This is a genomic window from Sphingomonas immobilis, assembly GCF_030580995.1.
Classification (GTDB): Bacteria; Pseudomonadota; Alphaproteobacteria; order Sphingomonadales; family Sphingomonadaceae; genus Sphingomonas; species Sphingomonas immobilis.
Genome location: NZ_JAUQSZ010000002.1, coordinates 346,385 through 371,994, shown reverse-complemented (window position 1 = coordinate 371,994; position 25,610 = coordinate 346,385). Strand labels below are relative to the sequence as shown.

Sequence of the window (25,610 nt, the reverse complement as noted above, 5' to 3'; positions counted from 1 at the left end):
GTTCCTTAGCCTGCCGTCACAGCCGCGCCTCCCGCTTGTTGCGCGCGAACCTGCCTCATTCCGTCACCCCGGCCTTGAGCCGGGGCCCATCCTTCCGCGAGCATGCCGGCCTGAGGGTCGAGCGACGCGTGCGCGGCATCATAGGCCCCGGCTCAAGGCCGGGGTGACGGTTGGGGCTCAGCCCCTGAGCGTCGCCCCCAGCTTCGTCGCCGCCGCCACCACCTTGTCGGCGATCGCCTTCAACGCCTCGTCGGTGAAGCTCTTGTCGGTGGGTTGAAGCGTTACCTCGATCGCCATCGAGCGCACGCCGTCTCGCTCGAACAGGTCGAACAGGCGGGCCGAGGTGATCGCGGCCTTGTCGGCGCCCCGGACGGCGCGGACCAGCGCGTCGGCGGCGAGGCCCTCGGGCACGGTGAAGGCGAAGTCGCGGCGGACCGGCTGGAGCGCCGGGGGCGCATAGGCCGGACGCATGAAGCCGGTTCCCGTGCGCTTCGCCGGGATCGCGTCGAGGTACAGCTCCACCGCCGCGACCGCGCCGTCGAGATCGAAGGCGCGCAGCGTCAGCGGGTGGAGGATGCCGAACGCCGCCAGCACCGTCTTGGGGCCGAGCCGCAGCGTGCCCGACTGACCGGGGTGCCAGGCGTCGCCTGCCCAAAGACCGTCAGCGCCGAAGATTTGCAGGTTCTCGACCGGCGCGCCGGCTGCAGCGAGCAGCGCCAGTGCCTCCGCCTTGGCGTCGAATGCGTCGAAGCCTTGCGCCTTGCCGCTTTGCCAGTCGCGGGCCGAGCGCTCGCCCGCCAGCACCAGCCCAAGCGTCGCATGCTCCTCATCGACAAGGTAGCGGCGGCCGATCTCGAACAGGCGCACGCCGCCGGCCCCGCGCTTCAGGTTGCGCGCGGCGGCCGAGAGCAGGCCGGGCAGCAGCGACGGGCGCATGACCTTGAGGTCTTCGCTGATCGGGTTGGCGAGGCTCCATGCGCCGCCGCCGAAAGGCGCGGCCTCGGCCTCCGACACGAAACTCCACGTCACCGCCTCGTTGAGGCCGCGTGCTGCGGCGGCGCGGCGGACGCGGCGCTCGCGCGTCTGTTCGGGCGTGGCGGTCGGCCGCGCGACGCCGGGCAGGCGCGGCAGCGGCACGGGGAGCACCTTATCGATACCCTCGATGCGGATGATCTCCTCGACGATATCGGCGGGGCCGTCGATGTCGCGCCGCCAGCTCGGCACCGAGACCTGCCACGGCCCCTCGCTGCGCGGGATGCCGACGATGAAGCCGAGGCTTTCGAGGATCTGCTTCTGCCGTTCCGGCGCGACGACGAGGCCGCCAAGCGTCTCGGTGAGTTCGGCATAATATTCGCCGACGCGCAAAGGCACCTGTGCTTCGCCCGCGCGCGTCACTTCGCTGGCCGCGCCGCCGCAGATGTCGAGGACGTATTGCGTCGCGATGCCGAGGCCGCCCTCGACGAAATCGGGATCGACGCCGCGTTCGAACCGCTGACGCGCGTCGCTCGTCAGCGCGAGCTTCTGGCCGGTGCGGGCGATGCCCGACGGTTCGAAATAGGCGCATTCGATGACGATGTCGGTCGTGTCGGCGCCGACGCTGCTATGCTCGCCGCCGATGATGCCGGCGATGCCCTGCGCGCCCGCGTCGTCGGCGATGACGGTCATGCCGGGTTCGAGCGTGTAGGTCTTGCCGTTGAGCGCGGCGACCTGTTCCCCGCCCTCCGCTTTCCGTGCGACGAGGCCGCCGGTCAGCTTCGCGCGGTCATAGACGTGCAGCGGGCGGCCGAGATCGATCGAGACGTAGTTGGTAATATCGACCAGCGCCGAGATCGGCTTCTGCCCGACCGCGATCAGGCGGCGGCGCATCCATTCGGGCGCTTCGCCGTTGACGACGCCGGTGACGCCCTGCGCGTAGAATGCGGGGCAGCCTTCCGGGTCGTCGATGCGGACCTCGGGGCCCTCGCCCGCGCCCGTCACGGTGCCGGCATAGAGCATCGTCAGCGAACCGAGCCCGGCGGCGGCGAGATCGTGCGCGATGCCGCGCACGCCCATGCAATCCTGACGATTGGGCGTGACGCTGATGTCGATCACCGGATCGTTGAGGCCGGCATAGTCGGGGTAGGACGTGCCGACGGGCGCATCCCCCGCCAGTTCGATGATGCCGTCGTGATCGTCGCCCAGTTCCAGCTCGCGCGTCGAGCACATCATGCCGTTCGAGACGACGCCGCGGATCTCCGCGACCTTCAGCACCATGCCGTTGGCGGGCACGGTCGCGCCGGGCATGCCGAAGACGCCGACGAGGCCGGCGCGGGCGTTGGGCGCGCCGCAGACGACCTGCATCGGGCCGTCGCCGGCATCGACCGACAGCACCTGCAATTTGTCGGCCTGCGGGTGCGGGGCGGCGCTCAGCACCTTCGCCACGCGGAAATCGACGAGCCGGGCACCGGGATTGTCGACGCCCTCGACCTCCAGCCCGATGCGGGTGAGCGTGGCGACGATCTCGTCGAGGGTCGCCACGGTATCGAGATGGACCTTGAGCCAGGAAAGGGTGAATTTCATGCCCCCACTCCCCCGCTGAGCGTGGGCACGTCGAGCGCGGAGAAGCCGTAATGCTTCAGCCAGCGCGCATCGCCATCGAAGAAGGCGCGCAGATCGTCCATGCCGTATTTGAGCATCGCCAGCCGGTCGATCCCGCAGCCGAAGGCGAAGCCCTGCCATTCGTTCGGGTCGTAACCGCCCGATTCCAGCACGACGCGGTGAACCATGCCCGAGCCGAGCACCTCCATCCAGCCTTCCGAGCCGCCGATCACGCGCTTGCCGTTGACGATCGAGAAACCGACGTCGACTTCCGCCGAAGGCTCGGTGAAGGGAAAGTAGCTCGGGCGCAGGCGCAGGACGATATCGTCGCGCTCGAAGAACGCCTTGAGGAAGGTCTCCAGCGTCCATTTGAGATGGCCGAGCGTGATGCCCTTGTCGATCACCAGCCCCTCGACCTGATGGAACATCGGCGTGTGGGTGGCGTCGCTGTCGCTGCGATAGGTGCGGCCAGGCGCGATGATGCGGATGGGCTTGTCGCCGCCCGCCGCCTGCATCGCGCGGATCTGCACCGGCGAGGTGTGCGTGCGCAGCACGCGCGCCTCCTCGACCACGCGCAGATGCGGGTGGCGCGTGTCATGCGTCGGGGTCTGCAGGTAGAAGGTGTCGTGCATCGCACGCGCCGGATGCGTGGCGGGCATGTTGAGCGCGGTGAAATTATACCATTGCGTCTCGATCTCCGGCCCGGTCGCGACGGCGAAGCCGAGATCGGCGAAGATTTCCGCCAGTTCATCCATCACCTGACTGACGGGGTGGATGCTGCCGACCGGCGCGGCGGCGGCGGGGAGCGACATGTCGAGCGTCTCGCGGGCGAGCTTAGCGTCCAGCTCGGCGCGGTCGAGCGCGTCCTTCTTGGCGGCGATGGCGGTGGTGACGCTCTCGCGCACGCCTTGGATCAGCGGGCCCTGCACCTGCCGCTCCTCGGGCGACATGCCGCCGAGTGTCTTGAGCAAAGCCGTAATCGAGCCCTGCTTGCCCAGCGCGGTCACGCGCACCGCATCGAGCGCGTCGAGCGTGGCGGCGGCATCGACCGCACCGAGCAGGTCCGACGTCAGAGTTTCCAGATCGGTAGCCATCGATTCCATTTCCTTGTGCGCAGGCGGTGGAAGCCGAGCGCGGGGCTCAGGTCAAGCCGTCACACGCGGCTGCCCAGCAAGGCGACGCCGAAGCCCATGAACATCAGGCCCGAACCGCGGTTGAACAGTTTCCGCCGATTGGCCGGCGCGAGCCAGCGCGCGAGCGAGCGGCCGCCCACCGCATAGACCGAGTACCAGGAACATTCGATCACCACGAAGCTGCCGACCAGGATCGCGAGCTGCGGCAGGAACGGCAGGTGGATGTCGAGGAATTGCGGGAACAGTGCCGCCGCGAACACGATCAGCTTGGGATTGGAAAGCCCGGTGCCGAGCCCGGTGAGGTAGAGCGCGCGCAGCGAGCGCTGCGGGGTGGCGGCGGCCTCCTCCTCGGATGCGACGGGCGCGCGCCACGCCTTGATGCCGAGCCAGACGAGATAGGCGACGCCGGCATAGCGGATCGCGTTGTACAGCATCGGCGACGCCTTCAGGAGCGCGCCGAGCCCGGCGGCGGAAGCGAGCAGGCACATCAGGAACGCGCTCATCAGCCCCGCCATCGAGGCGAGCGCGCGGCGTGGGCCGTGCTGGATGCTCTGCACCATGACGTGGAGCATGTTGGGCCCCGGCGTGCCCGCGATGAGGAACACGACCGTGACGTAGAGCCACCAGGTTTGCAGTGCCATGTGCCGTTTCCCCTTCAAACCCAAAGAAAAAGGCGCCGGTATCGCTACCGGCGCCCCATTTCTCGTCGACCTCAGTCCGCTCAGGCGGCCTGGGGCAGAGCCGCCTTCGCCTGCGCGATGATGGCGCTGAATGCAGCGCCTTCGTGCATCGCGATGTCGGCCAAGACCTTGCGGTCGAGTTCGACGCCGGCGAGCTTCAGGCCGTGCATGAAGCGCGCATAGGTCAGGCCCTCGACGCGGACGGCCGCGTTGATGCGCTGAATCCAGAGCGCGCGGAAGTTGCGCTTCTTAACCTTGCGGTCGCGATAGGCGTACTGCCCGGCCTTCTCGACGGCCTGACGAGCGATGCGGATCGTGTTCTTGCGACGGCCATAATAGCCCTTCGCAGCATCGAGGATCCGGTTGTGCTTTGCGCGGGTGGTTACACCCCGTTTGACGCGTGCCATTCTCTAATTCCTTCCGCTCAACCGAGACCGTACGGCGCCCAGGCCTTCACCGCAGCGGTGTCGGCCTTCGACAGCACCTTGGTGCCGCGATTCTGGCGAATGTACTTGCCGTTGTGATGCTGCAGGCGGTGGCGCTTGCCGGCGACGCCGTGCTTCAACAGGCCGGTGGCGGTGAGCTTGAAGCGTTTCTTGACGCCGCTCTTCGTCTTCAGTTTGGGCATTTTCGTCCTTTCGTTTTCGCGACGATCTATGAACGGCCACGGCAGCCCATACCGGCCGGGCAGTTCCTCTTACTCGCGGAAGAAGCGGGGCGCATACCGGCGACCTGCGGGAAATGCAAGTCGGAACCCCGATTGGAACTTGCGCGTGCGACGAACGGTTGAAGCGCGATGGACACGCCCGGCCGCCTCGATGACGTGCGACCGGTCTACAGCGACGAGGCCGTCGAAGTGGACCGCCACCCCCCGGCGACGCCGCAGCCGCCAAAAGCGCGGCGCGGACGCGGCTGGCGGATCGCGCGCAATGTCGTGCTGGGCGTAGTGCTCGTCCTCTTCCTGATCTGGCTGGTACTCTACATCACCAAGGGGCGCTTCCTGAAGCACCCGTTCGAGCGGATCACGACGAGCTTCATCCACCGCGACGTGAAGGTGCGCGGCGACTTCCAGCTCTTCTTCGATCCCATCACGATCAAGTTCCTCGCCGAAGGCATGACGGTCTCCAACCCGGCCTGGGCGAGCAAGCCGAACCTGTTCGAGGCCGGACGGATCGACACGCGGATCGCGCCGCTCTCGTTGATCTGGGGCAAGAAACGCTTCCATTTCCTCGACCTGAGCAAGGGCGCGGTCGATCTGGAATGGGACACGGCGCACAAGGCCAATACCTGGACCTTCGATGCGACGGGCGGCGGCAAGCCGTTCGAGCTGCCGATCATCCAGCGCGCGATGGTAGCGGGAACGACGCTGCGCTACCGCGACCCGCAGATGCGGCTGACGGCGGACCTGTCGTTCCAGCCGATCCGCTCGCAGGGATCGACGATCGAGGACGCGATCCGCTTCTCGGGCGACGGCGTGGCGCGCGATACGCCCTTCACGCTGACGGGCGCGCTGCTGTCGCCGAACGACACCGTCAATCGCGGCAAGAACGAGCTGCAGCTTACCGCCAATGCCGCGCACAACGTGATCGACGTTTCGGGCACGCTGCCGGGGGCGACCGATATCGAGACCGTGCCGCTTGCGGTCCGCGCGCGCGGGCGGAACGCGGCGGAGTTGCTCGGCATCATCGGCGTCGCCATTCCGCAGACGCGCGGCTACACCGCAAAAGCGACCTTGGTGAAGGCGGGCGACCTCTACAGCTTCACGCATTTCGCCGGGCGCTTCGGGGCGAGCGACCTCGGCGGCACGTTCTCGATCCGCAACATCCAGCCGCGCCTGAAGATCGACGCGGCGCTGGCGACACGCTCGCTCGACATCGTCGATGTGGCGCCGTTCATCGGCTACAACCCCGATGTGGTCGCGACCAAGGGCGCGGTCGCGGCGGCGGCGGTGACGGGCGCGGCCCCTGCCCGGCTGCTCCCCGACGCAAACTTGCGCGTCGAGGCGATCAAGAATTTCGACGCCGACGTGCGCTGGACGGTGAAGGACGTGCGATCGCGCAACGTGCCCATCTCCAACATCGACCTGACGGTGTCGCTGGTCGACCGGCTGCTCAAGCTGTCGCCCTTCACCTTCTCCATGGCGCGCGGCAACGTCGCCGCCGATATCGTGATGGACGAACGCCGCGCGCCGATGCGCACCGATTACGACATCCGTCTCGCGCCGACACCGATGGGGCGCCTGCTCGCGGGATACGGCGTCGACGAGGCGGGGACGACCGGCGTCGTCAAGGGCCGCATCAAGATGACCGGCACCGGCGACACGCTTCACGATTCGCTGTCCAGCGCCACCGGACGCATGGCCGTCATCATGCCGCAGGGCACGATGTGGGCGCGCAACGTGCAGATTTCCGAGCTCGATATCGGCACCTTCGTGCAGAAGATGTTCGAGGGTAAACTGAAGGAGCCGGTACATCTCAATTGCGGGCTGATCGGCTTTACCGTGCGCGACGGCATCGCGGCGGCCGACCCGATCCTGATCGACACGCAGAAGAACGTCATCGTCGGGCGCGGCGGCTTCAGCTTCAGGAGCGAGGCACTCGACCTCGCCTTCCGCGCCGATGGCAAGAAGATCAGCCTGTTCTCCGGCCAGTCGCCGGTCGGGCTGAACGGCAGCTTCGCGAAGCCTGGGATAGCCGTCATCAGCCCGCAATTACTGGCGCGGGCGGGTGCGGGCGTCGGGCTCGGCGTGCTGGCACCGCCCGCCGCGCTGCTCGCCTTCGTCGATATCGGCGATGCCAAGGCGACGCAGTGCGGCCCGGTGCTGGCAGGCGCGGCGGCGGCGGCGCAGCGAACGAAGGGCGGCAAGCCGCGCGACGACGTCGGGCGCGGGACGACCGCCAAGGCGGAAAACGGGCGGAGCGATCCGGCGACGCTGGGGACGACGCCGCGTAAATAACACCGTTCGTCCTGAGCGAAGTCGAAGGGCGTGCCACAAACGACACCGCCTGATCACGTGCTTCGACTTCGCTCAGCACGAACGGGTTTTTTGGTTAGGGTTGGCTCAGTGCCCCCGGCAGGCCAGCGCCTCGAGGATCTCCTCGACCCGCGCGGGGTCGCCCGCCGCGATCACCTCGCCCACGCTGTCGGCGGTGAGCGGGTCGCCCTGCCAGTCGCACATGCGCCCGCCCGCGCCCTCGACCACCGGCACCAGCGCCGCGAAATCGTGGATCTTGAGCCCCGCCTCCACGACGATGTCGAGCCAGCCGCTCGCCACGCAGCCGTAATTGTAGCAGTCGCCGCCCAGCACCGTGCTCATCACCGCGCCGTCGAGATGTTCGAAGGCGTGGAGCTGGTCGTCGCCGAACAGCGCCGGTGAGGTCGTCGCGAGCAACGCCTTCGACAGCTCTGCGCAGCGGCGCGTGGCGGCGGGCTGGCCGTTGAAAAGCGTCGGCTTGCCGACGACGCCGAGCCAGCGTTCCTTGAGGATCGGCTGGTCGATCACGCCGAGCATCGGCCAGCCGTCGATCATCAGCGCGATCAATGTGCCGAAGATTGGGCGGCCCGAGATGAAGGCGCGCGTGCCGTCGATCGGATCGAGCACCCAGGCGCGGCCGCTCGTGCCCTCGGTCACGCCGTACTCCTCGCCGATGATGGCATCGTCCGGGAAAGCCTTGGCGATAAGCTCGCGCATCACCGCTTCGGCGGCGCGGTCGGCAAGGGTGACGGGGGACGCATCCTCCTTCGCCTCGAGGCCGTGCGCGGCGCGGTAATAGGGCAGGATCGCCGCGCCCGCGGCATCGGCGAGGCTGTTGGCGAGATCGATATCGGCAGGGGTGACGCGCATTGCGTCTGCCTAGCCGCCCTGCCAGAGAACCGCCAGCCTTGGGCGGCTTTTGGGGGGATTCGTGCGCGCCAGTTGGATCGTCTTCGGTGCGGCCGCGTGCGCCGCGACCCCGGCCGCGGCGCAGATCCGCCCGCTGGTCGAGCCGCCCGCGTCGGCGGCGGCGGCGCGTGCGGGGGTCGAGGTGTTCCTGCTCAACGAGGGCGATGCGCCGGTCGCGGCCGAGGGGCCGGCAGAGATCGAGACGGTCGCCAGGGACGGCAGCCGCCTGCGGCTGATCGCCGCGCCCGACGGCGAAGGGCCGATCGCGCCGGGCAAGTTCGCGCGCGTGCATTACCGGCTTGCCGCTGCCGCGCCAGCGCGCGCCGAGGCCAGTGCGACCAAGGAGCAGGATGCGGCGCTCGCCGAAGCCGCCGCGATGCTGGACACGTCCAAACCGGCAGAGACCGCCATTGTCTCGGCGCGCGGCGAATCGTCGGCCTTCGTCGATCGCTTCCGCCCCTATGAGCCGACCTACGGCGTATTCGGCACGGGCAGCGACGGCGCGAAACTGCAGGTCAGCTTCGCCTTTCGCGCGCTGGGGCACGACGACGGGCCGCATCTCGACTTCGCCTATACGCAGACGATGTTCTGGGCGACCAACCTGCCCTCCGGCCCGTTCCGCGCGACGATCTACAACCCGGACCTCTATGTCGCCGTGCCGCTGAGCGAGACCGCGCAGGCGAGCATCGGCTTCCGCCACGATTCGAACGGCGGCGGCGTGACCGATTCGGTCGACATGAACCGGCCGTACCTACGCGTCTCCAAGGATTTCGCGCTCGGCGACGGGTGGCGGCTGAACCTTACGCCGCAGGCGTGGTTCTTCGTCGGCAGCAAGGGGGTCGCGACCGATATCGCCGACTACGTCGGCTATACCGCGCTGACCGCCTCGATCGGCAAGCAGGACGGCCTCAAGCTCAGCGTCACGGGGCGCGGCAACTTCGCCACGGGCCGGGGCGCGGCGGAGGCGTTCCTATCGTATCCGCTGGCCGCCATCGACGACCGGCTGCCGCACCTCTACCTCTTCGGGCAGGCCTTCACCGGCTACGGCGAGGCGCTGGAGGACTATCGCCGCAACGTTACGCGGGTACGCTTCGGGATCGCCCTTACGCGCTAATACCTAGCCGCGCGGTTAACCTTCGGTCACCGGATGTTAGCAGTTTCGGCCGTAACCATTGCAGCGGGAAGGTTCGGCATGCGCAGGCGCGCCGGACGGGACGGAAGGTACGAGAGACGTGACTGCGGGTGCGCTACGAGAGGTTACGACCGAGGACGACGCGATGGCGTTGTTCGACGGCATCCGCGACTTTCTCATCGACCAGCGGCTGAGCCCCGACCCCAAACACTATCATTTCGCCTATCGCGTGCTGACCGAGACCGACGGCGTACTCGCCCGCTCGGTGCGCGCGCTGACCGATGGGGGTTTCCGCCTCTCTTCACGCGATATCGAACTGCTCGGCGGTGAGGTCGGCGCGGTCGCGCCGCAACTGCCCGAAACGGCACCCGGCACGGCCAACGTCGTGCGTACGCCGGACGCCGCGCCCGATCCGATGGTGGCGGCGCAGGGCCTCGTGGCGCGGACGCAGCACCAGGTCGAGGGTTTCAGCGACATGGTACATGCGATGCGCGCCGAGACGCAGGATTTCGGCCGCGACCTCGCAGCCTCCGCAGACGCCATCCGCGGATCGCGCGACATGTCGAGCGTCGAGGAAGTCGTGCGCCTCACTTCGGTGATGCTGACCCGCGTCCATTCCGCCGAGAGCAAGCTGGAAGTCGCGACCAACGAGGCGAGCGAGCTGCGCGCCAAGCTGGAAGAGGCGCGCGACAATGCCCGTCGCGACCCGCTGACCGAGCTCGCCAACCGCCGCGCCTTCGAGGAAGCCTTTGCGGCGGTCCAGGAACAGCCTGTCCATGTCGCGATCTGCGACGTCGATCGCTTCAAGTCGGTCAACGATCGCTTCGGCCACGGCGTCGGCGACCGTGTGCTGAAGGCGATCGGTGGCGCTCTCTCGGAATCGTGCGCCGGGCATCTCGTCGCGCGATACGGCGGCGAGGAATTCGCCGTGCTGTTCTCCGGCGTCGACCAGGACGTGGCCTATGCCACGCTCGAGGATGCGCGCGCCGTCGTGGCGGCGAAACACTACCGGGTGCGCGAATCGAAGGAGCCGATCGGATCGATCACCTTCTCCGCCGGCCTGACGACGGCGAGCCCCGGCGAGACGCTACCGACGGTTTTCGCGCGTGCCGACCGGCTGCTCTACGCCGCCAAGAACGCGGGCCGGGATACGCTGCGCGCAGACTAGCGCGGATTGCCAAGTGTTGGCGCGTTTTGCGGCAGCAAAAGCGACACTTCCGCACCCGCGTCAGGCAATATTCTGAATTTGCGTGCTTTTCGATTCTGGCACGCTCCCTGCAATCCCCTTGGCATCGGTGGCCGGATGGTCCGGCACACCAGATCAAAAGGGAATATCACCATGACCGACCGTTTCGAATCGCGCCAGAAGGTTGCCGTCTCGCTGCTCAGCGCCCTCTTCGTGACCGCGCTGTTCGTCTTCACCTCGATCCCCGTTGTCCCGGTCGCCTGACCGGGACAACCTCCCCTTCCTTATGATTTCGGCGCGCCGCCTTCGGGCCCGCCGTCGAACTTCCCGATCGTGATCTTGCCGAGTGCCCCCTGCCAGCGCTGAACGACGGTGCTGCCGTCACCCGGTGACGCGATCGACCCCACCTGACTGAAGCCGCCATCGCCGTGATCGGCGAGGACGGCGGCCGTGGTCGGATAGCCGGTCCAGCTCGTCACGCTGACGAAGGACCAGCCGCCCTCCACCTTGTACGTCACGCTGATCGCCTTGGGCGCGGGCTTGGCGGGATCGGTATCGCGCAGCAGCTGGTGGCTGCCGCCCTGCGCCAGCGTGAAGGCGCGCGTTTCGCCGGGCGAAAGCGCGATGCTTTCGACATGCACGCCCGGTGGCGGGCCCTTGTCGACCTGCTGGGCGAAGGCGGGGCTCGCGAGCAGCAACGCGGCTGCAATCAGTGAATGGCGCATGGGGACATCCTTTCCGCGCCGCTCAACGCGCGGGGACGGCTCCCGGTTTCCGAAAGCTGGTCCAGCCGAAGAACAGGATGACCAGCAGCACCGCGCCCTGCGTCAGCAGCACCGCCGGCTCGCTGCCGGTCGGCGCGATCCGGTGGAGCGCCGGTATCTTCTGATAGCTCTGCACCACCAGCACCACCATGTTGAGCCACTGCGCCGCCAGCGCGGTGACGATGAAGACCTGCCACCAGAAGCCGCGCACCCGCGCCACGGTGTTCGCATAATGGGCGATCGCCAGCAGGACCAGCGAGACGACGGCGAAGATGAAGGGCGGGCCGATCGGCTTGGGCGGGAAGAAGAAGCCGGTCACGCTCGTCAGGACCGTGAACAGGATGAACAGGCTGCCGAGCGTGCCGAGCCATCTGCCCCGGCCGAGTGCGGCGAAGAACACGATCCCCATCGCGATGGCGATCAGACTGATCGCGACGTGGAGAAGCGTGAAAGCCGGTAGCGAAAGCCCGAGAACCATGTGCGCGTTCCTTGCCGTTGTCCGATCGGCGCAGGCTAGGCGCAATGTTCGGCCGCCGCGAGTCCGTTTTGTAGGCGTAACGATAGCGATCCCCGCTTACCGTCCCTTTACCGATCGTGGCGTATGACCATCCGGCACCTGCCCCGGGAGATGGCCGATGTTGTTCCGCCTTGCATGCCGATTCCTCATCATGATCCTCGTCGTCGCCGGCGTGCGGATCGGCGCGTGTTCCAAGTCGCGGCACGGCAGTGCGGAGCCGGCCGTCAGCGCCGCGTCGGCCCCAGCGGGCGGCGAAACCCCGCGCGAGCGGCAGGAACGGATGGACCGCGCGCGCTTCGGCGACGACAGCGAGACCCCCGCAGCGAGCCGCAGCAGCCGCTACGCCAGCCCCTATGACAGCCGCACCCGCGACGACGTGCGCAGCGGCCGCGACGTCTCGTCCGAGGAGCTGATCCGCGCGATGGTGCAGGCCAGCCGAGACCGGCAGCCGGAGTACCGGCCGGGCCAGCCGATGAGCGAGCCGAGGCCGACGCGCTGACACGCGCAAGCCCGGATTGACAGCGGCGGGGCGGCTCCGGCACGCATCCCCGCGATGAGCGATATCGCCCTCCATCCCGACTGGCTCGACCTGCTGCGCGGCGAGTTCGAACAGCCGTACATGGCCGATCTCAAGGCCTTCCTCGCCGCCGAGCGCGCAGGCGGCGCGCGCGTTTTCCCCCGCCCGGCCGAGTGGTTCCGCGCGCTCGACCTGACGCCACCCGACCAGGTGCGCGTCGTCATCCTCGGCCAGGATCCCTATCACGGCGAGGGGCAGGCGCACGGCCTGTGCTTCTCCGTCCAGCCCGGCGTGCGGGTGCCGCCGAGCCTCGTCAATATCTTCAAGGAGCTCGACACCGACCTCGGGCTGGCGCGGCCTTCGCACGGCTTCCTCGAAAGCTGGGCGAAGCAGGGCGTGCTGCTGCTCAATTCGGTGCTGACGGTGCGGATGGGCGCCGCCGCCTCGCACCAGGGGCGCGGGTGGGAGCGCTTCACCGACGCGGTGGTGAAGGCGGTGGCGGCGGGGCCGCGGCCGACGGTGTTCCTGCTGTGGGGCGCCTATGCGCAGAAGAAGGCGGCGTTCATCCCGGACGTGTCGAAGGGTGGGCGGCATCTCGTGCTGAAGGCGGCGCACCCCTCCCCGCTGTCGGCGCACAACGGGTTTCTGGGCTGCGGGCATTTCTCCAGGGCGAACGCTTTCCTGCGGGAGCATGGGCGCGGGGAGATCGACTGGGGGTTGCCGGCACTCTAGCGCGCGACACGGGCAAAGCCCGTGTCGTCGGACGGGGCTTTGGCCCCGCCGGCCGCGCGCGGCTCAGGCTTGCGATTGGCTTTGCCAATCTCTCGCCGCCGCGCGGAAAGTCACACTAAGGTCACACTGATCAGGGCCTCCGCCGCCGCCCCTTGTTACTGGCCGGATCGAGATACCAGCATTCGTCCAGGAACTCTTCCTCGGTCAGTTCCTGCCCGGCCTTGCTCTTGGCGAGCGCGGCGGCACCGCGCGCCTTGCGCGCCTCGACGTCCCGGTCCGCGATCGCCTCCGGCGTGCGCTGCTCGTTGAGGAAATGCGGCAGCGTGCCGTCGGCCGCATCGGCGAGATCGAGCGCGTCCTCCAGTTCCTCGGGCGGCATCAGCTGTTCGGGCGGGGCGGGCAGCGCCGGCTCCATCGCGCGCAGGCTCTCCTCCAGTGCGGGCGCCGTGGCGGGCACCGCGCCGCCGCCGCCATAGCGTTCGGGCTTGATATGGCTGAGCAGCCATTTGAGCAGCCCGCTGTCATAGACGAGACGCGCGGCGACGACCTCGCCGTTCTGATTATAGACCTCCTGTTCGACACCCTCGATCGCGCGTTCGAAGGCGATGTCCTCGATCAGCGCGCCGGCATGTTGGCGCGCGACGTCCCAGGCGCGCGCGAAGGCCGAGCCATGCGCTGCACGGCGCAGGCGATAGGCGGATTCGCGCGTCATGCCGACTGCCTTGGCCGCGACGCTGACGAGCCCGGTATCGGCGAGTTCCTCGATGAAGCGGCGCTGCTTCTCCTCGGTCCAGCCATCGAGCCGCGGACGGCGGCGGACGGGCACCCAGCGATAGTCTGCCGGGTCGTACGCCCGCGCGGCCGCGTCGAGCGCGGTGTCGGCGGGATCGGTGACGGTCAGCGCATGGCCCGGCGCCGAGCGGGGATCGGATGAGTCGCTCATCCGGGAGTATGGAACATAAAACGAACGTGTAGGACAGGGGTGCCGCTACCCCCAATTAGTTCCCGCCTTCGATTTTCGGACTTCCGAAGTCTTCTGGCGTCAATTTACGCGGAAATTTCCGTCGAATCTTATTGACCGCCCAAATACCTGCGCAAATATTTACTGCACTTAATATCGCGGGAGTCCAAAATTTGGCAATATCGCTATCCTTCTCCAGACTCAACAGTCGAACGCCAGTATATCCTTCATATCCTGTAGAAAATGCGATAAATGTCCCCATCGCTATTAACATTATGGGTAGAAAGAAAGGAGAACCAAAAACGATGTCTATAATCATAGAAAATGTTCTTGAAAATATGGACCCACGACGTGCCACGTCTCTGCCACGCCATATAAATCTACCATAAGATACAGGACCATCTTTTTGGCCTATTATAGTCCCGTTAAATTCTGGGATAGACTTGGTAGAGGTGTGCCAAATCGACAGTAGAGCGCCATCTCCTGGATCAAGGAAGTCAAAATTGACAGTGACGCTATCACTAATTCCTGCCTCATACCCGATCTGAAATTTCGTTACATCTCGAGTGATCCGAGAAATTTCGGCTAAAAGAATCTTCGCTTCGCCGTGAAATTTCAAAGTAAGCGGATCATGAGATGGGATATCCGTTCCGCGAAGCGGTCCCGCTCCACTATTCCAAACCACAAGTCGCGTTAATGACAACCTTGGGACAGCAGCGCCCGAAAAGGTTACTTCAAGCCCCGTTGGTAACAAATCGACCGACCCACCAAGAAGTTTCTGGCCCAAGTACTGGTAAACGAGGCGCGGCCCTCTTCTTCGATTTCCTTCATAAAGCGCATAGAATAGCGCAACGACCCCCAATAAGACTCCAACCCAATTTTGATTTAAAAAGTTAAGTGTCGTTGCCATTAAGCCGCCCCCCGCCGGCCAGAACGTGCGTTAGTTTTGGTTGAATTTCAACACTGCCAAGTTGCGGTTCGAATACCTTTCAATCCCGCTCCCGGTCCCCCGCCCCGATATACAGCTCGCGACCGCCCTCGTTATACACCTTGCTCATCTCGGCCATGCCCGCCTCGGCGTCTTCCGCCGCGAGGAAGGTGTCGGCCGGCGCGTTCTGCTTCGCAGCGAAGTCGCGGACTTCCTGCGTGATCTTCATCGAGCAGAATTTCGGGCCGCACATCGAGCAGAAGTGTGCGGTCTTGGCACCCTCGGCGGGGAGCGTCTCGTCGTGGTATTTTTCCGCCGTGTCGGGGTCGAGCGACAGGTGGAACTGGTCGCGCCAGCGAAACTCGAACCTTGCGCGGCTGACGGCGTCGTCGCGGAGTTTCGCGGCGGGGTGGCCCTTCGCGAGATCGGCGGCGTGGGCGGCCAGCTTGTACGTCACCACGCCGACCTTCACGTCGTCGCGGTCGGGCAGGCCGAGATGCTCCTTCGGCGTGACGTAGCAGAGCATCGCCGTCCCGTACCAGCCGATCATCGCCGCGCCGATGCCGCTGGTGATATGGTCGTAGCCGGGCGCGATGTCGGTGGTGAGCGGCCCGAGCGTGTAGAAGGGTGCCTCGCCGCAGACTTCGAGCTGCTTGTCCATATTCTCCTTGATCTTGTGCATCGGCACGTGGCCGGGGCCCTCGATCATCACCTGCACGTCGCTCTTCCACGCGCGGTGGGTGAGCTCGCCGAGCGTGTAGAGCTCGCTGAACTGCGCCTCGTCATTGGCGTCGGCGATGCTGCCGGGGCGCAGGCCGTCGCCGAGCGAATAGGCGATGTCATACGCCTTCATGATCTCGGTGATCTCGTCGAACTTCTCGTAGAGGAAGCTCTCCTTGTGGTGCGACAGGCACCATTTCGCCATGATCGAGCCGCCGCGGCTGACGATGCCGGTGACGCGCTTGGCCGTCATCGGGATGTAGGCGAGGCGGACGCCGGCGTGGATGGTGAAGTAATCGACGCCCTGTTCGGCCTGCTCGATGAGCGTGTCGCGGAAGATCTCCCACGTCAGATCCTCGGCGACGCCGCCGACCTTTTCGAGCGCCTGATAGATCGGCACGGTGCCGATCGGGACGGGCGCGTTGCGGATGATCCATTCGCGCGTGTCGTGGATGTTGCGGCCGGTGGAGAGGTCCATCACCGTGTCCGCGCCCCAGCGGATCGACCAGACCATCTTGTCGACCTCGGCCGCGACGTTGCTGGCGACGGCGGAGTTGCCGATGTTGGCGTTGATCTTGACGAGGAAATTGCGGCCGATCGCCATCGGCTCGCTCTCGGGGTGGTTGACGTTGTTGGGGATGATGGCGCGGCCGCGCGCGACCTCGTCGCGGACGAATTCGGGCGTGACGTAATCGGGGATCGACGCGCCGAAATCCTGACCGTCGCGGATCATCGCTTCCTTGAGCTGCGCGCGGCCGAGGTTCTCGCGGATGGCGACATATTCCATCTCGGGCGTGATGATGCCGCGGCGGGCATAGTGCATCTGGCTGACGTTGTGGCCGGCCTTGGCGCGCAGCGGGCGCTTGATGACGTTCGGGTATTGCGGGACGCCGCCGGAACGGTCCGGGCCGAGCTGGCCGTTGTCCTCGGGCTTGGTCTCGCGCGCGTCGTAGCTTTCGACGTCGCCGCGCGCCTCGATCCACTGACGGCGGAGCTGGGCGAGGCCCATGTTGATGTCGATGAGGGCGTCGGGATCGGTGTAGGGGCCCGACGTGTCGTAGACGCGAAGCGGCGGCTCGCCCGAGGAGGGTTCGAGGTCGATCTCGCGCATCGCGACCTTGAGATCGCCGACATGCACCTTGCGGCTGCCGCGGATGGGGCCGGTGGTTACGCCAATTTCGGTGCGGGTGGGCAGGTCGGCCATGCGTCTTCTCCAAATATCGAAGGAGAAAACGGGCTTTGGGGCAAAGACCGCTCCCTCCCTACGCCCGTGCTAACGGGATCAGGTCGTGCGGGTCGGGCGGATTTTCACCGCCCCTCTCAGCCTCATGGCTCCCCGGGGATGGCCTTGCGTACCGCTTTTGGCGGGCGTTGGGAAGGGATCAGGTCGCGACGCTGCTGTTCGCGGACGTCTTGATGCTGCCGTTGACGCCCGCCGGGAAGAACCCGCCCGACGTGACGGCGGCGGCGTTGAGATAGGCGATGTTGAGCACCTGTCCCGAGGTGCGCGTGTAGACGCGACCCTGCGCGTCGGTCGGCGAGATGTTCGCGGTGCCGCCGGCGCTGCCGGTGCCCTGGTCGATATCGGTCGAACCGTCGAGCCCGTCGCGCGCATCGCTGAACTGCTGCGTCAGCGCGCCTTGCCCCTTCACGTAGAGCGTCGTGCGGATGAGGCCGGCGTGATAGGCCTGGGTCGATAGCAGCCCGCCCGCGGAATCGAGGTAGAGCGCGGCGGTGATGACCGTGGCGGCACCCTTGTACGCCGTCACCGCGACATCCTTCAGGAAGAAGGCGGCGAGCAGGAAGTTGAGATCGCCGGCATAGGGATCGAAGCCGAACAGAACGCTGGCACCGGCGTTGAAATCGTAATTCGCCAGGCGCGCGGCCTGGGTGAAGGCGCCGGTCGACCTGGTGGCGCTGCCGTCGATGTCGATCGCGGGCATCGCCGTCGCCTGGCTGCCGATCGCCGAGCGCAGGAACTTGAGGTGGGCGAGATCGTCCGCTGCGATCTCGCGCGCATATTCGCCGACGAGCGGATCGGTGAAGGTCACGGCGCGACCGCCGGTGACGGTGCCCGGTGCGGCACCGCCGGGGCCGGTGAGCAGCGCCGCGCCGCCGCCGGGCAGGCTGGTCGAGGCGGGCAGCGCGCCGACGCCGCTGCCGGTGGTGGCATAGGTGAAGAACTGCGCCTGCAGATAGGCAAGCTGCAGCGCGAAATTGAGCGCCGCGGTATCGCGGATGGCGTCGGTCGAGCTCGGGCTCGGCGTCGGCGTCGCGCTCGACGAGGTTGGCGTGGGCGTCGCGGTGCCGCTGCCGCCGCACGCCGCGAGCAGCGAGGTGCCGCCGGCGGCGATCGTCAGCTGGCTGGCGGTGCGCAGGAAATCGCGGCGCGCGGCGCGGCGGCGGTCGTCGGCTTCAATCGCCTGAGCGAGGGTGTCTTGATCGATCACGATACGGTCTCCGGGGGAAACGTTAGTTCTGCGAGGAGGCGACGATGGTGCCGTTGACGCCCGCCGGGTAGAAGCCGCCCTTCGAGACGCTCGCGCTGTTCAGATACAGGATGTTGAGCACGAAGGCGGAACCGCGCCCGAAAGCGAGGCCATCCGCGCCGGCGGGCGGGATGTTCGACACCAGCTTGGCATCGACCGTGGCGGGCGAGATGCCCTGATCGTCGTCGCCGGGCACGCCGTCGAGCTTGTCGCGCGCATCCGAGATCGCATCGGCATTGGCGCGCAGCGTCGAGCCCGACACCGAACCCTTGGCGTACAGCAAAGTGCGGATCGCCGAGGCGTGATAGGCGCTCGCGCCGAGCAGGCCCGCGACCGATTCGCGGTTGGTCGCATCGCCCACGCTCGACAGGATCGCGCGGTAGGCGGAGGTGATGACATCCTCGAGCAGGAACGCGCCGAGCAGGAAATTGCCGTCATTGGCATAGACGTCGAAGGTCGATGTCGAGCCGGTGATGACGCCGGCGGCGCGCATCGCCGTGCTGAACGCGCCCGATGCGGTGACGCCGAGATCGATCGCGGGCTGCGCGGCGACATCAGTGCCGGTCGCGGTGCGCAGCAAGGCGACGTGTGCGGCCTTTTCCAAAGCGATCTCGCGCACGATCTGCGCGACGTTGGCATCGGTGAAGCTGACCGCGGCCGCGCCGGTCGCGGCCCCCGCGACGTTGGTGCCCGTGGCGGTCGAACCGGCAGTCAGCTGCCCGGCGGCGAGCGGGCCCACGCCCGAGGCGACGCCGTAATATTGCGCGAGCAGATATTCGACCTGCAACGCGAAGTTGAGGATGTCCGAATCGGCGACGGTCGCCGCGCTGGCGATCGCGCCGATCGACACGGCGGCGACGCCGGTCGCGGCGACCGCGGCGGCGCCCAGCGCGCTGCGGAAGAACTCGCGGCGTTCGCTGCTGCGTTCCACGTCTTGGTCGAGCATGTCCTCTTGCGGGGCAGCCATGGTCTTTCTCTCCGTCACCTGAACCCGTTCACGCGGGGACCGCCTGTCGAATGCAACACGGCCGCTCGCGCCGGATGGCGGGAACGGCCGGAGTCGAAGCGGGACGCGCACATGCGCATCCGTAGAGACGGTTTAGAACGTGTACGCAACCCCGACCGCGCCCAACCACTGGTTCGGCGTGCCCGCGACCGTGACGATCGGGCTGCGCGCGAAACCGCCGAGCAGGCGGGTATAGCCGCCGCCTGCGACGATCTTGAAGCCGTGCAGCAGATCGCCCGTCAGCGAATGCGTGACGAAGGCGGCGACGGTGTAGCTCTTCCAGCCGCCGTCGGTCGAATATTGCGGCAGGCCGCTCGCCGCGCTCTGGATCGGGCCGATGTTGAAATAGGCATTGGCATAGCCGCGCTCGACATGCTGCGCCTGGGCATTGATGCCGACCGCGAGCTTGCGGCTGAGCGGCGTCACATAGCTGATCGAGGGCTGCCAGATGCCGCTGTCGTGCGCGCGCGTCAGATCGTGGCGGTAGCTGACCGACAGCGAAAGCGTGTCATAAGGGCTGGTGATGACGCCCGTCTTGCTGACGCCGAGATAGCCGCCGAGTTCGAACGCATTGCCGCGCTCGCGCAGGCGGGCGACGCGGATATCCTTGATCGCATCGGGATCGGAGCGGTTGAAGTTGATGACGCCGATCGGCCCCGCCTCGAAATTCCACTGGCCGCGATCTGGGATGAGATCGACCGAGGCGCGGTTGCCGAGAATCTGCAGCCCGAAGCCGTGCCATTTGGCGAGCACGATCGGCGCCGGCGCGAAGCGATAGTCGTTCGAGCCTTCGTAATCGGGAATGTAGACGCCGGCCGCGCCGATCGTGAGGCTGTCGCCGGTGACCTTGCCGACGGTGGCGTCGGGCGCGGCGGCGGCGGCACCTTCCTGCGCGAAGGCGGGCGCGGCGAAGGCGAGCGTCGTGGCGGCGGCGAAAGTGGCGAGCAGGCGGCGGTTGGTGCTGCGATTCACTGGTGGAAATCCCCTTTGATGATGTCCGCGTAACGCTGCGATGCGGCAAATGGCTCCGAAGCGGCCGATATCGTGACGGATTTCGTTTCCGCAATGTTGCCGATCGGCATCACTATCGCGCGGACGACGCCGCTTTCGCATGCGCCCTGGCGAAATCGCCGAGCCCCTGATCGGTGCCGCACAGCCGGTCCCACACGCGGAAATAGAGGCCGTAATTGCCGTTATACGCCTCGTGATGCTTCTGATGGTGGCTGGCGGTGATCAGCCACCCGCCGAGCGGCCCGCGCCAGACGGCACGCGGGAAAATCTCCCAGCCCATGTGATTGGTGATGCCCATCACCGTCATCACGCTAAGCACGATGGCGAGGCCGGGGAGCGAAATGGGGATGACGAACACCAGCGCCGGGATGACGAGCGCGCCCGACAGTGCCTCGATCGGATGGAACGCCATCGCCGCCCAGGCGGTTGGCGGACGGCTGGCGTGGTGGACGGCGTGGGCGATGCGGAACAGCTTCGGCCGGTGCATCCAGCGGTGCGTCCAGTAGAACCAGGTGTCGTGCGCGGCGAGGTAGAGCAGCACCGAGATGGGGAGATACCAGAGCGGCAGCGGATGCGCGGGATTCTCGATCAGCGTCCAGCCGCGATTCTGCCAGCCCCAGGCGACCACCCCCGCCGGTATGCCGTAGATCAGCGCCGAGGCGAGGCTCCAACCGATCTCGCGCCGGATCTGCGGGCCGAGCTGGCGGTAGAGGCCGGGGTGCTTCGCGCGCGTCGCCAGATCGAACGCCCCGCTCGCGACCAGATAACGCACCGCGACGATCGCCGACATGGCGAGCGCGGAGGCAAGGATGGCGAGGGTGAGGGGCATCGACGTCACCTACACCGGCCCCACACGTCATCCCAGCGAAAGCTGGGATCTCGCGGGAAGGGTCGCGCCCCGTCACGGAGAGACCCCAGCTTTCGCTGGGGTGACGGGTTGTTGCCGGGGTGACGGGGGTGATAGGGCGATGCGATGCCCACCCCCCACACCTGCGACCTCGCGATCCTTGGCGGGGGTCTGGCCGGGGGGCTGATCGCGCTGGCGTTGCGCGCGAAGCGGCCCGATCTCGACTTGGCGGTCATCGAGGCGGAGGGGGCGCTCGGCGGCAATCACGTCTGGTCGTTCTTCGCGAGCGACGTGGCGGACGCTGATCGCTGGCTGATCGAGCCGCTGATCGCGCACCGCTGGGACGGGTACGATGTCGCCTTCCCCGCGCACCGGCGGGCGATTTCGGAGCCGTATCGCTCGATCGATTCGGAGCGCTTCGATGCGGTCGTGCGCGCAAGCCTCGCGCCGGGGACGTTGCTGAGCGCCCGCGTCGTCGAGGCCACCGCGACCGGCGTGACGCTGGCCGACGGCACGACCATCGCCGCCAGGGGCGTGATCGACGCGCGCGGGACGGGCGACCTCGGCCTGCTCGATCTCGGCTGGCAGAAGTTCGCCGGGCAGGAATTGCTGCTGAGTGCGCCGCACGGCGCGGCGCATCCGCTGGTGATGGACGCCACCGTGCCGCAGGACGACGGCTATCGCTTCGTCTATTGCCTGCCCTTCGGCCCGGAGCGGATGTTCGTCGAGGATACCTATTACAGCGAGACGCCGGTGCTCGACGCGGCGCTGCTCGGCCTGCGCATCGCCAATTACGCAAAGGGACGCGGCTGGGACGTCACCGAGGTTCGCCGCGAGGAAACGGGCGTGCTGCCGGTGGCGATGGGCGGCGATTTCGAGGGCTATTGGGGCCGTGACGGCGTGGCCAAGGCGGGGATGCGCGCCGGGCTGTTCCACCCGATGACGGGCTATTCGCTGCCCGATGCGGTGCGCCTCGCCAGCCTGATCGCGCGGACCGGCGACCTGTCGGGCGCGGCGCTGCACGATCTCACGCACGGATATGCGCGCAGGCTGTGGCGCGCGCGCGGCTTCTATCGTATCCTTGCAAAGATGCTGTTCCGCGCCGCCGACCCACCCGAGCGATACCGCATCCTGGAACGTTTCTATCGGCTCGACGCGCGCCTGATCGGGCGCTTTTACGCAGGGAATACCCATTTGGCCGACAAGGTCCGCATCCTCTCGGGCAAGCCGCCCGTGCCCATCGGCCGCGCCGTCGCGGCGCTGCGCTCGTGATCGATACGGGCGCAAAACGCAGCGCGATCATCATCGGCGCAGGGTTCGGCGGGCTCGCGCTCGCCATCCGGCTGCAATCGGCGGGGATCGAGACCACGATCGTAGAGGCGCGCGACAAGCCCGGCGGGCGGGCCTACGTGTGGGAACAGGACGGCTTCACCTTCGATGCCGGGCCGACCGTCATCACCGATCCACCGTGCCTGAAGGAGCTGTGGTCGCTGACCGGGCGCGACATGGCCGAGGACGTGACGCTCGTGCCGGTCACGCCCTTCTACCGGCTGAGCTGGCCCGACGGCACGCAGTTCGACTATTCGAACGACGAGGCCGCGCTCAACCTCGAGATCGCGAAGCTGAACCCCGAGGATGTGAACGGCTACGCCAAGTTCCTGGAATATTCGGCCGGCGTCTATCACGAGGGCTACAAGAAGCTGGGCGCGACGGCGTTCCTCGACTTCGCGACGATGATAAAGGCCGCGCCGAGCCTCGCGAAATATCAGGCATGGCGCTCGGTCTATTCGATCGTGTCGAGCTACGTGAAGGACGAGCATCTGCGCCAGGCGCTGTCGTTCCACACGCTCCTCGTCGGCGGCAACCCGATGCACACGAGCGCGATCTACGCGCTGATCCACAAGCTGGAGAAGGACGGCGGCGTGTGGTTCGCGATGGGCGGCACCAACCGGCTGATCGCGGGCATGGTGACGCATTTCGAGCGGCTCGGCGGGACACTCAGGCTCGGCGACGCGGCGGTCAACATCGCGACGGTCGGCGACCGCGCGACGGGCGTGACGACGGCAAGCGGCTGGCACGGCGATGCCGACATGGTCGCGTGCAATGGCGACATCATGCACACCTACCGCGACCTGCTGAGCGGATCGCGCAGCGCGCAGCGCACCAGGGCGCGGCTTGAGCGCAAGCGCTATTCGCCGTCGCTGTTCGTCGTGCATTTCGGCGTAAAGGGGACGTGGCCGGGCATCCCGCACCATTCGATCCTGTTCGGGCCGCGCTATCAGGGGCTGCTCGCCGACATCTACGATCACGGCGTGCTGCCGCAGGATTTCTCGCTCTACCTGCATCACCCGACCGTCACCGATCCGAGCATGGCGCCGGAGGGTTGCTCGAGCTTCTACGCGCTGGCGCCGGTGCCGCATCTCGGCAAGTTCCCGGTCGACTGGGACGAGATCGCGCCGGTGCTGGAGAAGCGCATCCTCGACGAGATCGGACGGCGGCTGATCCCCGACATCCACGATCGGATCGTGACGAAGTTCAGCTACACGCCGAAGGATTTCGCGGGCGACCTCAACGCGCACCTCGGCAGCGCCTTCTCGCTGGAGCCGATCCTGACGCAGAGCGCCTGGTTCCGCGTCCACAACCGCGACGACCAGATCCCGAACCTCTATTTCGTGGGGGCCGGCACGCATCCGGGCGCGGGGATTCCGGGCGTTGTCGGGAGTGCCAAGGCCACGGCGGCGCTGATGATGGAGGGAATGCGGTGAGCATGTACGAGACAAAGCCCCTCCCCTTCAGGGGAGGGGTTGGGGTGGGGCCGTGCCGCGAAGGCGGTCTCTGCGAGGCCTCCCCCACCCCCACCCCCAACCCCTCCCCTGAAGGGGAGGGGCTCGAAGTATGAAACGCCTCGCCATCTACTGCGGCTCAGCGTCGCCCGCCGATCCGGTCTATATCGAGTCCGCCCGCTACGTCGGCACCCTCCTCGCCGAGCGCGGGATCGGCGTCGTCTATGGCGGCGGCAAGCTCGGCCTGATGGGGGCGGTCGCCGATAGCGCGCTCGCCGCCGGGGGCGAGGTGATCGGGATCATCCCGCAGGCTTTGGTCGATGCCGAGGTCGCGCATCGCGGGCTCACCGAACTCCACGTCGTCGAGACGATGCACCAGCGGAAGGCAGCCTTCACCGATCTCTCCGACGGGTTCGTCAACCTGCCCGGCGGCACCGGCACGATGGACGAATTGTGGGAGGCGCTGAGCTGGGCGCAGATCGGCTATCACGCGAAACCGGTGGGGCTGCTCAACGTCGCGGGCTATTACAACGATCTGCTCGCCTTCGTCGGACACATGGGCGACGTCGGCTTCGTGCGGTCGCAGCATCAGGGGCTGCTGATCCACGATGCGCAGATCGAGCCGCTGCTCGACAAGATGGCCGCGCACCTGCCGGTCGAGACGATCACCAAGATGCGCAAGTCGGATCTTTAGTATGCGCCACCCAATTCCGTTCGGGCTGAGCGCAGTCGAAGCCCATGCGTCGCGCATGCCCTTCGACTGCGCTCAGGGCGAACGGGTGTAGGCGTGAGTTCGCAACAGAGCCTCCCCTCCCGCGACGCGATCGTCGCGACGGCGCGCGAGCGGATCGGGCGCGGGTCGCAGAGTTTCGCCGCCGCGAGCCGCCTGTTCGACCTCGCCACGCGCGAGCGGGCATGGCTGCTCTACGCCTGGTGCCGCGCGTGCGACGACATCGCCGACGGGCAGGATTTCGGCGGCGACATGGCGCGCGTTTCGGACCCCGCAGCGCGGCTGGCGGAGATCACCGCCAAGACCGACGCGGCGCTCGCCGGGCACATCATCGGCGATCCCGCCTTCGACGCACTGCGCATCGTCGCCGCCGAGACACGCCTGCCCGCCCGCTTCACGCGCGACTTGATCGCGGGTTTCGCGCTCGACGCCGACGACTGGCGGCCGCGCAGCGAGGACGATCTCTACCGCTATTGCTATCACGTCGCGGGCGTCGTCGGCTGCATGATGGCGGTCATCATGGGCGTTTCCCCCGACGACGACGCGACGCTCGACCGCGCCTGCGACCTCGGCATGGCCTTCCAACTCTCCAACATCGCGCGTGATATCGAAGAGGATGACCGCGCCGGCCGCTGCTACCTCCCCGAGGAATGGCTGGTCGAGATGGACATGCCGCCCGGCCAGCACATGAAGCCGCCGTTCCGCAAGCGGCTGGCGGTGCTGGCGCGGCGGCTGGCGGATGCGGGCGCGGCGTTCGAGGACAGCGCACGGCTGGGCGCACCGGCGCTGCCGTTCCGCTCGGCCTGGGCGGTGCTGTCGGCGGCGGCGATCTACGGCGCGATCGGGCGCAAGGTGGCGGATCGCGGAGACCATGCGTGGGACCACCGCGTGACGACCTCGCGCTGGGAAAAGGTCCGCTTCATCGCGCAGGCCTGGGGCCAGGCACGCGACCGCACGCGGCTCTATCCGCCCACCGCACGCAACCCGGAATTGTGGATGCGGCCGCGCGACTGA

24 protein-coding genes and 1 riboswitch are annotated in these 25,610 nt (G+C 67.3%); of the genes, 9 read left to right on the top strand and 15 right to left on the bottom strand.

Annotation, left to right across the window (positions count from 1 at the left end; genetic code table 11):
• Positions 1-177: 177 nt before the first annotated feature.
• From pheT to rpmI, 5 genes are all read right to left on the bottom strand, one after another.
• On the bottom strand, positions 178-2,559 hold the full coding sequence (gene pheT, locus Q5H94_RS04855) for a phenylalanine--tRNA ligase subunit beta (protein ID WP_304560087.1): 2,382 nt from the start codon (positions 2,557-2,559) through the stop codon (positions 178-180).
• Complete coding sequence (gene pheS, locus Q5H94_RS04850; RefSeq protein ID WP_304560086.1) at positions 2,556-3,671, bottom strand: phenylalanine--tRNA ligase subunit alpha; 1,116 nt, start codon at positions 3,669-3,671, stop codon at positions 2,556-2,558. Before pheS ends, pheT begins: the two co-directional genes overlap by 4 nt.
• 59 nt (positions 3,672-3,730) lie before the next feature.
• Positions 3,731-4,351 (bottom strand): LysE family translocator, encoded by a 621-nt coding sequence (locus Q5H94_RS04845; protein ID WP_304560085.1) that lies wholly within the window; start codon positions 4,349-4,351, stop codon positions 3,731-3,733.
• Between the two features lie 80 nt (positions 4,352-4,431).
• Positions 4,432-4,797 (bottom strand): 50S ribosomal protein L20, encoded by a 366-nt coding sequence (gene rplT / locus Q5H94_RS04840; RefSeq protein WP_304560084.1) that lies wholly within the window; start codon positions 4,795-4,797, stop codon positions 4,432-4,434.
• 17 nt (positions 4,798-4,814) lie between these two features.
• Positions 4,815-5,018 (bottom strand): 50S ribosomal protein L35, encoded by a 204-nt coding sequence (rpmI, locus tag Q5H94_RS04835; protein ID WP_304560083.1) that lies wholly within the window; start codon positions 5,016-5,018, stop codon positions 4,815-4,817.
• 168 nt (positions 5,019-5,186) lie between these two features.
• Between rpmI and Q5H94_RS04830 the strand changes: the two genes are divergently transcribed.
• Positions 5,187-7,346 carry an AsmA family protein gene (locus tag Q5H94_RS04830; protein ID WP_304560082.1) on the top strand — a complete coding sequence of 720 codons (2,160 nt, stop codon included), beginning with the start codon at positions 5,187-5,189 and terminating at the stop codon, positions 7,344-7,346.
• Between the two features lie 105 nt (positions 7,347-7,451).
• Here Q5H94_RS04830 and hisN read toward each other — a convergent pair whose 3' ends face one another.
• Entirely contained in the window at positions 7,452-8,234 is a 783-nt protein-coding gene (hisN, locus tag Q5H94_RS04825) for a histidinol-phosphatase (protein WP_304560081.1), read from the bottom strand.
• Between the two features lie 61 nt (positions 8,235-8,295).
• Between hisN and Q5H94_RS04820 the strand changes: the two genes are divergently transcribed.
• Positions 8,296-9,387 carry a phospholipase A gene (locus Q5H94_RS04820; protein ID WP_304560080.1) on the top strand — a complete coding sequence of 364 codons (1,092 nt, stop codon included), beginning with the start codon at positions 8,296-8,298 and terminating at the stop codon, positions 9,385-9,387.
• 163 nt (positions 9,388-9,550) lie between these two features.
• Positions 9,551-10,573, top strand: coding sequence for a GGDEF domain-containing protein (locus tag Q5H94_RS04815; protein WP_304560079.1), 1,023 nt, complete (start codon positions 9,551-9,553; stop codon positions 10,571-10,573).
• A 302-nt stretch (positions 10,574-10,875) separates the two neighbouring features.
• On the opposite strand, the gene Q5H94_RS04810 is transcribed toward Q5H94_RS04815, so the two are convergent.
• Both Q5H94_RS04810 and Q5H94_RS04805 read right to left on the bottom strand, forming a co-directional pair.
• Complete coding sequence (locus Q5H94_RS04810) at positions 10,876-11,316, bottom strand: hypothetical protein (protein WP_304560078.1); 441 nt, start codon at positions 11,314-11,316, stop codon at positions 10,876-10,878.
• Positions 11,317-11,338: 22 nt separating this feature from the next.
• Positions 11,339-11,833, bottom strand: coding sequence for a hypothetical protein (locus tag Q5H94_RS04805; protein ID WP_304560077.1), 495 nt, complete (start codon positions 11,831-11,833; stop codon positions 11,339-11,341).
• Positions 11,834-11,990: 157 nt separating this feature from the next.
• Here Q5H94_RS04805 and Q5H94_RS04800 point away from each other — a divergent pair, with 157 nt between their 5' ends.
• Complete coding sequence (locus Q5H94_RS04800) at positions 11,991-12,371, top strand: hypothetical protein (protein ID WP_304560076.1); 381 nt, start codon at positions 11,991-11,993, stop codon at positions 12,369-12,371.
• 54 nt (positions 12,372-12,425) lie between these two features.
• Complete coding sequence (gene ung / locus Q5H94_RS04795; RefSeq protein ID WP_304560075.1) at positions 12,426-13,121, top strand: uracil-DNA glycosylase; 696 nt, start codon at positions 12,426-12,428, stop codon at positions 13,119-13,121.
• 130 nt (positions 13,122-13,251) lie between these two features.
• Here ung and Q5H94_RS04790 read toward each other — a convergent pair whose 3' ends face one another.
• The 7 genes from Q5H94_RS04790 to Q5H94_RS04760 all read right to left on the bottom strand — a co-directional run bounded on the left by Q5H94_RS04790 (position 13,252) and on the right by Q5H94_RS04760 (position 21,065).
• Positions 13,252-14,064: a hypothetical protein gene (locus Q5H94_RS04790; protein ID WP_304560074.1), complete on the bottom strand. Its 813-nt coding sequence runs from the start codon at positions 14,062-14,064 to the stop codon at positions 13,252-13,254.
• 55 nt (positions 14,065-14,119) lie between these two features.
• A complete protein-coding gene (locus Q5H94_RS04785) occupies positions 14,120-14,992 on the bottom strand; it encodes a hypothetical protein (protein WP_304560073.1) in 873 nt (290 codons plus the stop codon).
• A gap of 79 nt (positions 14,993-15,071) precedes the next feature.
• Entirely contained in the window at positions 15,072-16,934 is a 1,863-nt protein-coding gene (gene thiC, locus Q5H94_RS04780; RefSeq protein ID WP_304560072.1) for a phosphomethylpyrimidine synthase ThiC, read from the bottom strand.
• Positions 16,935-16,972: 38 nt separating this feature from the next.
• Positions 16,973-17,079, bottom strand: a riboswitch (TPP riboswitch).
• 33 nt (positions 17,080-17,112) lie between these two features.
• Positions 17,113-18,180, bottom strand: coding sequence for a ferritin-like domain-containing protein (locus tag Q5H94_RS04775; protein WP_304560071.1), 1,068 nt, complete (start codon positions 18,178-18,180; stop codon positions 17,113-17,115).
• A 22-nt stretch (positions 18,181-18,202) separates the two neighbouring features.
• Entirely contained in the window at positions 18,203-19,186 is a 984-nt protein-coding gene (locus Q5H94_RS04770; protein WP_304560070.1) for a ferritin-like domain-containing protein, read from the bottom strand.
• 132 nt (positions 19,187-19,318) lie between these two features.
• Positions 19,319-20,197: a MipA/OmpV family protein gene (locus tag Q5H94_RS04765; RefSeq protein WP_304560069.1), complete on the bottom strand. Its 879-nt coding sequence runs from the start codon at positions 20,195-20,197 to the stop codon at positions 19,319-19,321.
• 112 nt (positions 20,198-20,309) lie between these two features.
• Entirely contained in the window at positions 20,310-21,065 is a 756-nt protein-coding gene (locus Q5H94_RS04760; RefSeq protein WP_304560068.1) for a sterol desaturase family protein, read from the bottom strand.
• 144 nt (positions 21,066-21,209) lie between these two features.
• Between Q5H94_RS04760 and crtY the strand changes: the two genes are divergently transcribed.
• From crtY to Q5H94_RS04740, 4 genes are all read left to right on the top strand, one after another.
• Positions 21,210-22,355, top strand: coding sequence for a lycopene beta-cyclase CrtY (gene crtY / locus Q5H94_RS04755; protein ID WP_304560067.1), 1,146 nt, complete (start codon positions 21,210-21,212; stop codon positions 22,353-22,355).
• On the top strand, positions 22,352-23,848 hold the full coding sequence (locus Q5H94_RS04750; RefSeq protein ID WP_304560066.1) for a phytoene desaturase: 1,497 nt from the start codon (positions 22,352-22,354) through the stop codon (positions 23,846-23,848). Before crtY ends, Q5H94_RS04750 begins: the two co-directional genes overlap by 4 nt.
• Positions 23,849-23,978: 130 nt before the next feature.
• Entirely contained in the window at positions 23,979-24,560 is a 582-nt protein-coding gene (locus Q5H94_RS04745; RefSeq protein WP_304560065.1) for an LOG family protein, read from the top strand.
• Between the two features lie 93 nt (positions 24,561-24,653).
• Positions 24,654-25,610, top strand: coding sequence for a phytoene/squalene synthase family protein (locus tag Q5H94_RS04740; protein WP_304560064.1), 957 nt, complete (start codon positions 24,654-24,656; stop codon positions 25,608-25,610).

Excerpts from the sequence above, each read along its gene's own strand:
- pheT (WP_304560087.1), bottom strand. The coding sequence starts at position 2,559 with ATGAAATTCACCCTTTCCTGGCTCAAGGTCCATCTCGATACCGTGGCG.
- pheS (WP_304560086.1), bottom strand. The coding sequence starts at position 3,671 with ATGGCTACCGATCTGGAAACTCTGACGTCGGACCTGCTCGGTGCGGTC.
- Q5H94_RS04845 (WP_304560085.1), bottom strand. The coding sequence starts at position 4,351 with ATGGCACTGCAAACCTGGTGGCTCTACGTCACGGTCGTGTTCCTCATC.
- rplT (WP_304560084.1), bottom strand. The coding sequence starts at position 4,797 with ATGGCACGCGTCAAACGGGGTGTAACCACCCGCGCAAAGCACAACCGG.
- rpmI (WP_304560083.1), bottom strand. The coding sequence starts at position 5,018 with ATGCCCAAACTGAAGACGAAGAGCGGCGTCAAGAAACGCTTCAAGCTC.
- Q5H94_RS04830 (WP_304560082.1), top strand. The coding sequence starts at position 5,187 with ATGGACACGCCCGGCCGCCTCGATGACGTGCGACCGGTCTACAGCGAC.
- hisN (WP_304560081.1), bottom strand. The coding sequence starts at position 8,234 with ATGCGCGTCACCCCTGCCGATATCGATCTCGCCAACAGCCTCGCCGAT.
- Q5H94_RS04815 (WP_304560079.1), top strand. The coding sequence starts at position 9,551 with ATGGCGTTGTTCGACGGCATCCGCGACTTTCTCATCGACCAGCGGCTG.
- Q5H94_RS04810 (WP_304560078.1), bottom strand. The coding sequence starts at position 11,316 with ATGCGCCATTCACTGATTGCAGCCGCGTTGCTGCTCGCGAGCCCCGCC.
- Q5H94_RS04805 (WP_304560077.1), bottom strand. The coding sequence starts at position 11,833 with ATGGTTCTCGGGCTTTCGCTACCGGCTTTCACGCTTCTCCACGTCGCG.
- Q5H94_RS04800 (WP_304560076.1), top strand. The coding sequence starts at position 11,991 with ATGTTGTTCCGCCTTGCATGCCGATTCCTCATCATGATCCTCGTCGTC.
- ung (WP_304560075.1), top strand. The coding sequence starts at position 12,426 with ATGAGCGATATCGCCCTCCATCCCGACTGGCTCGACCTGCTGCGCGGC.
- Q5H94_RS04790 (WP_304560074.1), bottom strand. The coding sequence starts at position 14,064 with ATGAGCGACTCATCCGATCCCCGCTCGGCGCCGGGCCATGCGCTGACC.
- Q5H94_RS04785 (WP_304560073.1), bottom strand. The coding sequence starts at position 14,992 with ATGGCAACGACACTTAACTTTTTAAATCAAAATTGGGTTGGAGTCTTA.
- thiC (WP_304560072.1), bottom strand. The coding sequence starts at position 16,934 with ATGGCCGACCTGCCCACCCGCACCGAAATTGGCGTAACCACCGGCCCC.
- Q5H94_RS04770 (WP_304560070.1), bottom strand. The coding sequence starts at position 19,186 with ATGGCTGCCCCGCAAGAGGACATGCTCGACCAAGACGTGGAACGCAGC.
- Q5H94_RS04760 (WP_304560068.1), bottom strand. The coding sequence starts at position 21,065 with ATGCCCCTCACCCTCGCCATCCTTGCCTCCGCGCTCGCCATGTCGGCG.
- crtY (WP_304560067.1), top strand. The coding sequence starts at position 21,210 with ATGCCCACCCCCCACACCTGCGACCTCGCGATCCTTGGCGGGGGTCTG.
- Q5H94_RS04745 (WP_304560065.1), top strand. The coding sequence starts at position 23,979 with ATGAAACGCCTCGCCATCTACTGCGGCTCAGCGTCGCCCGCCGATCCG.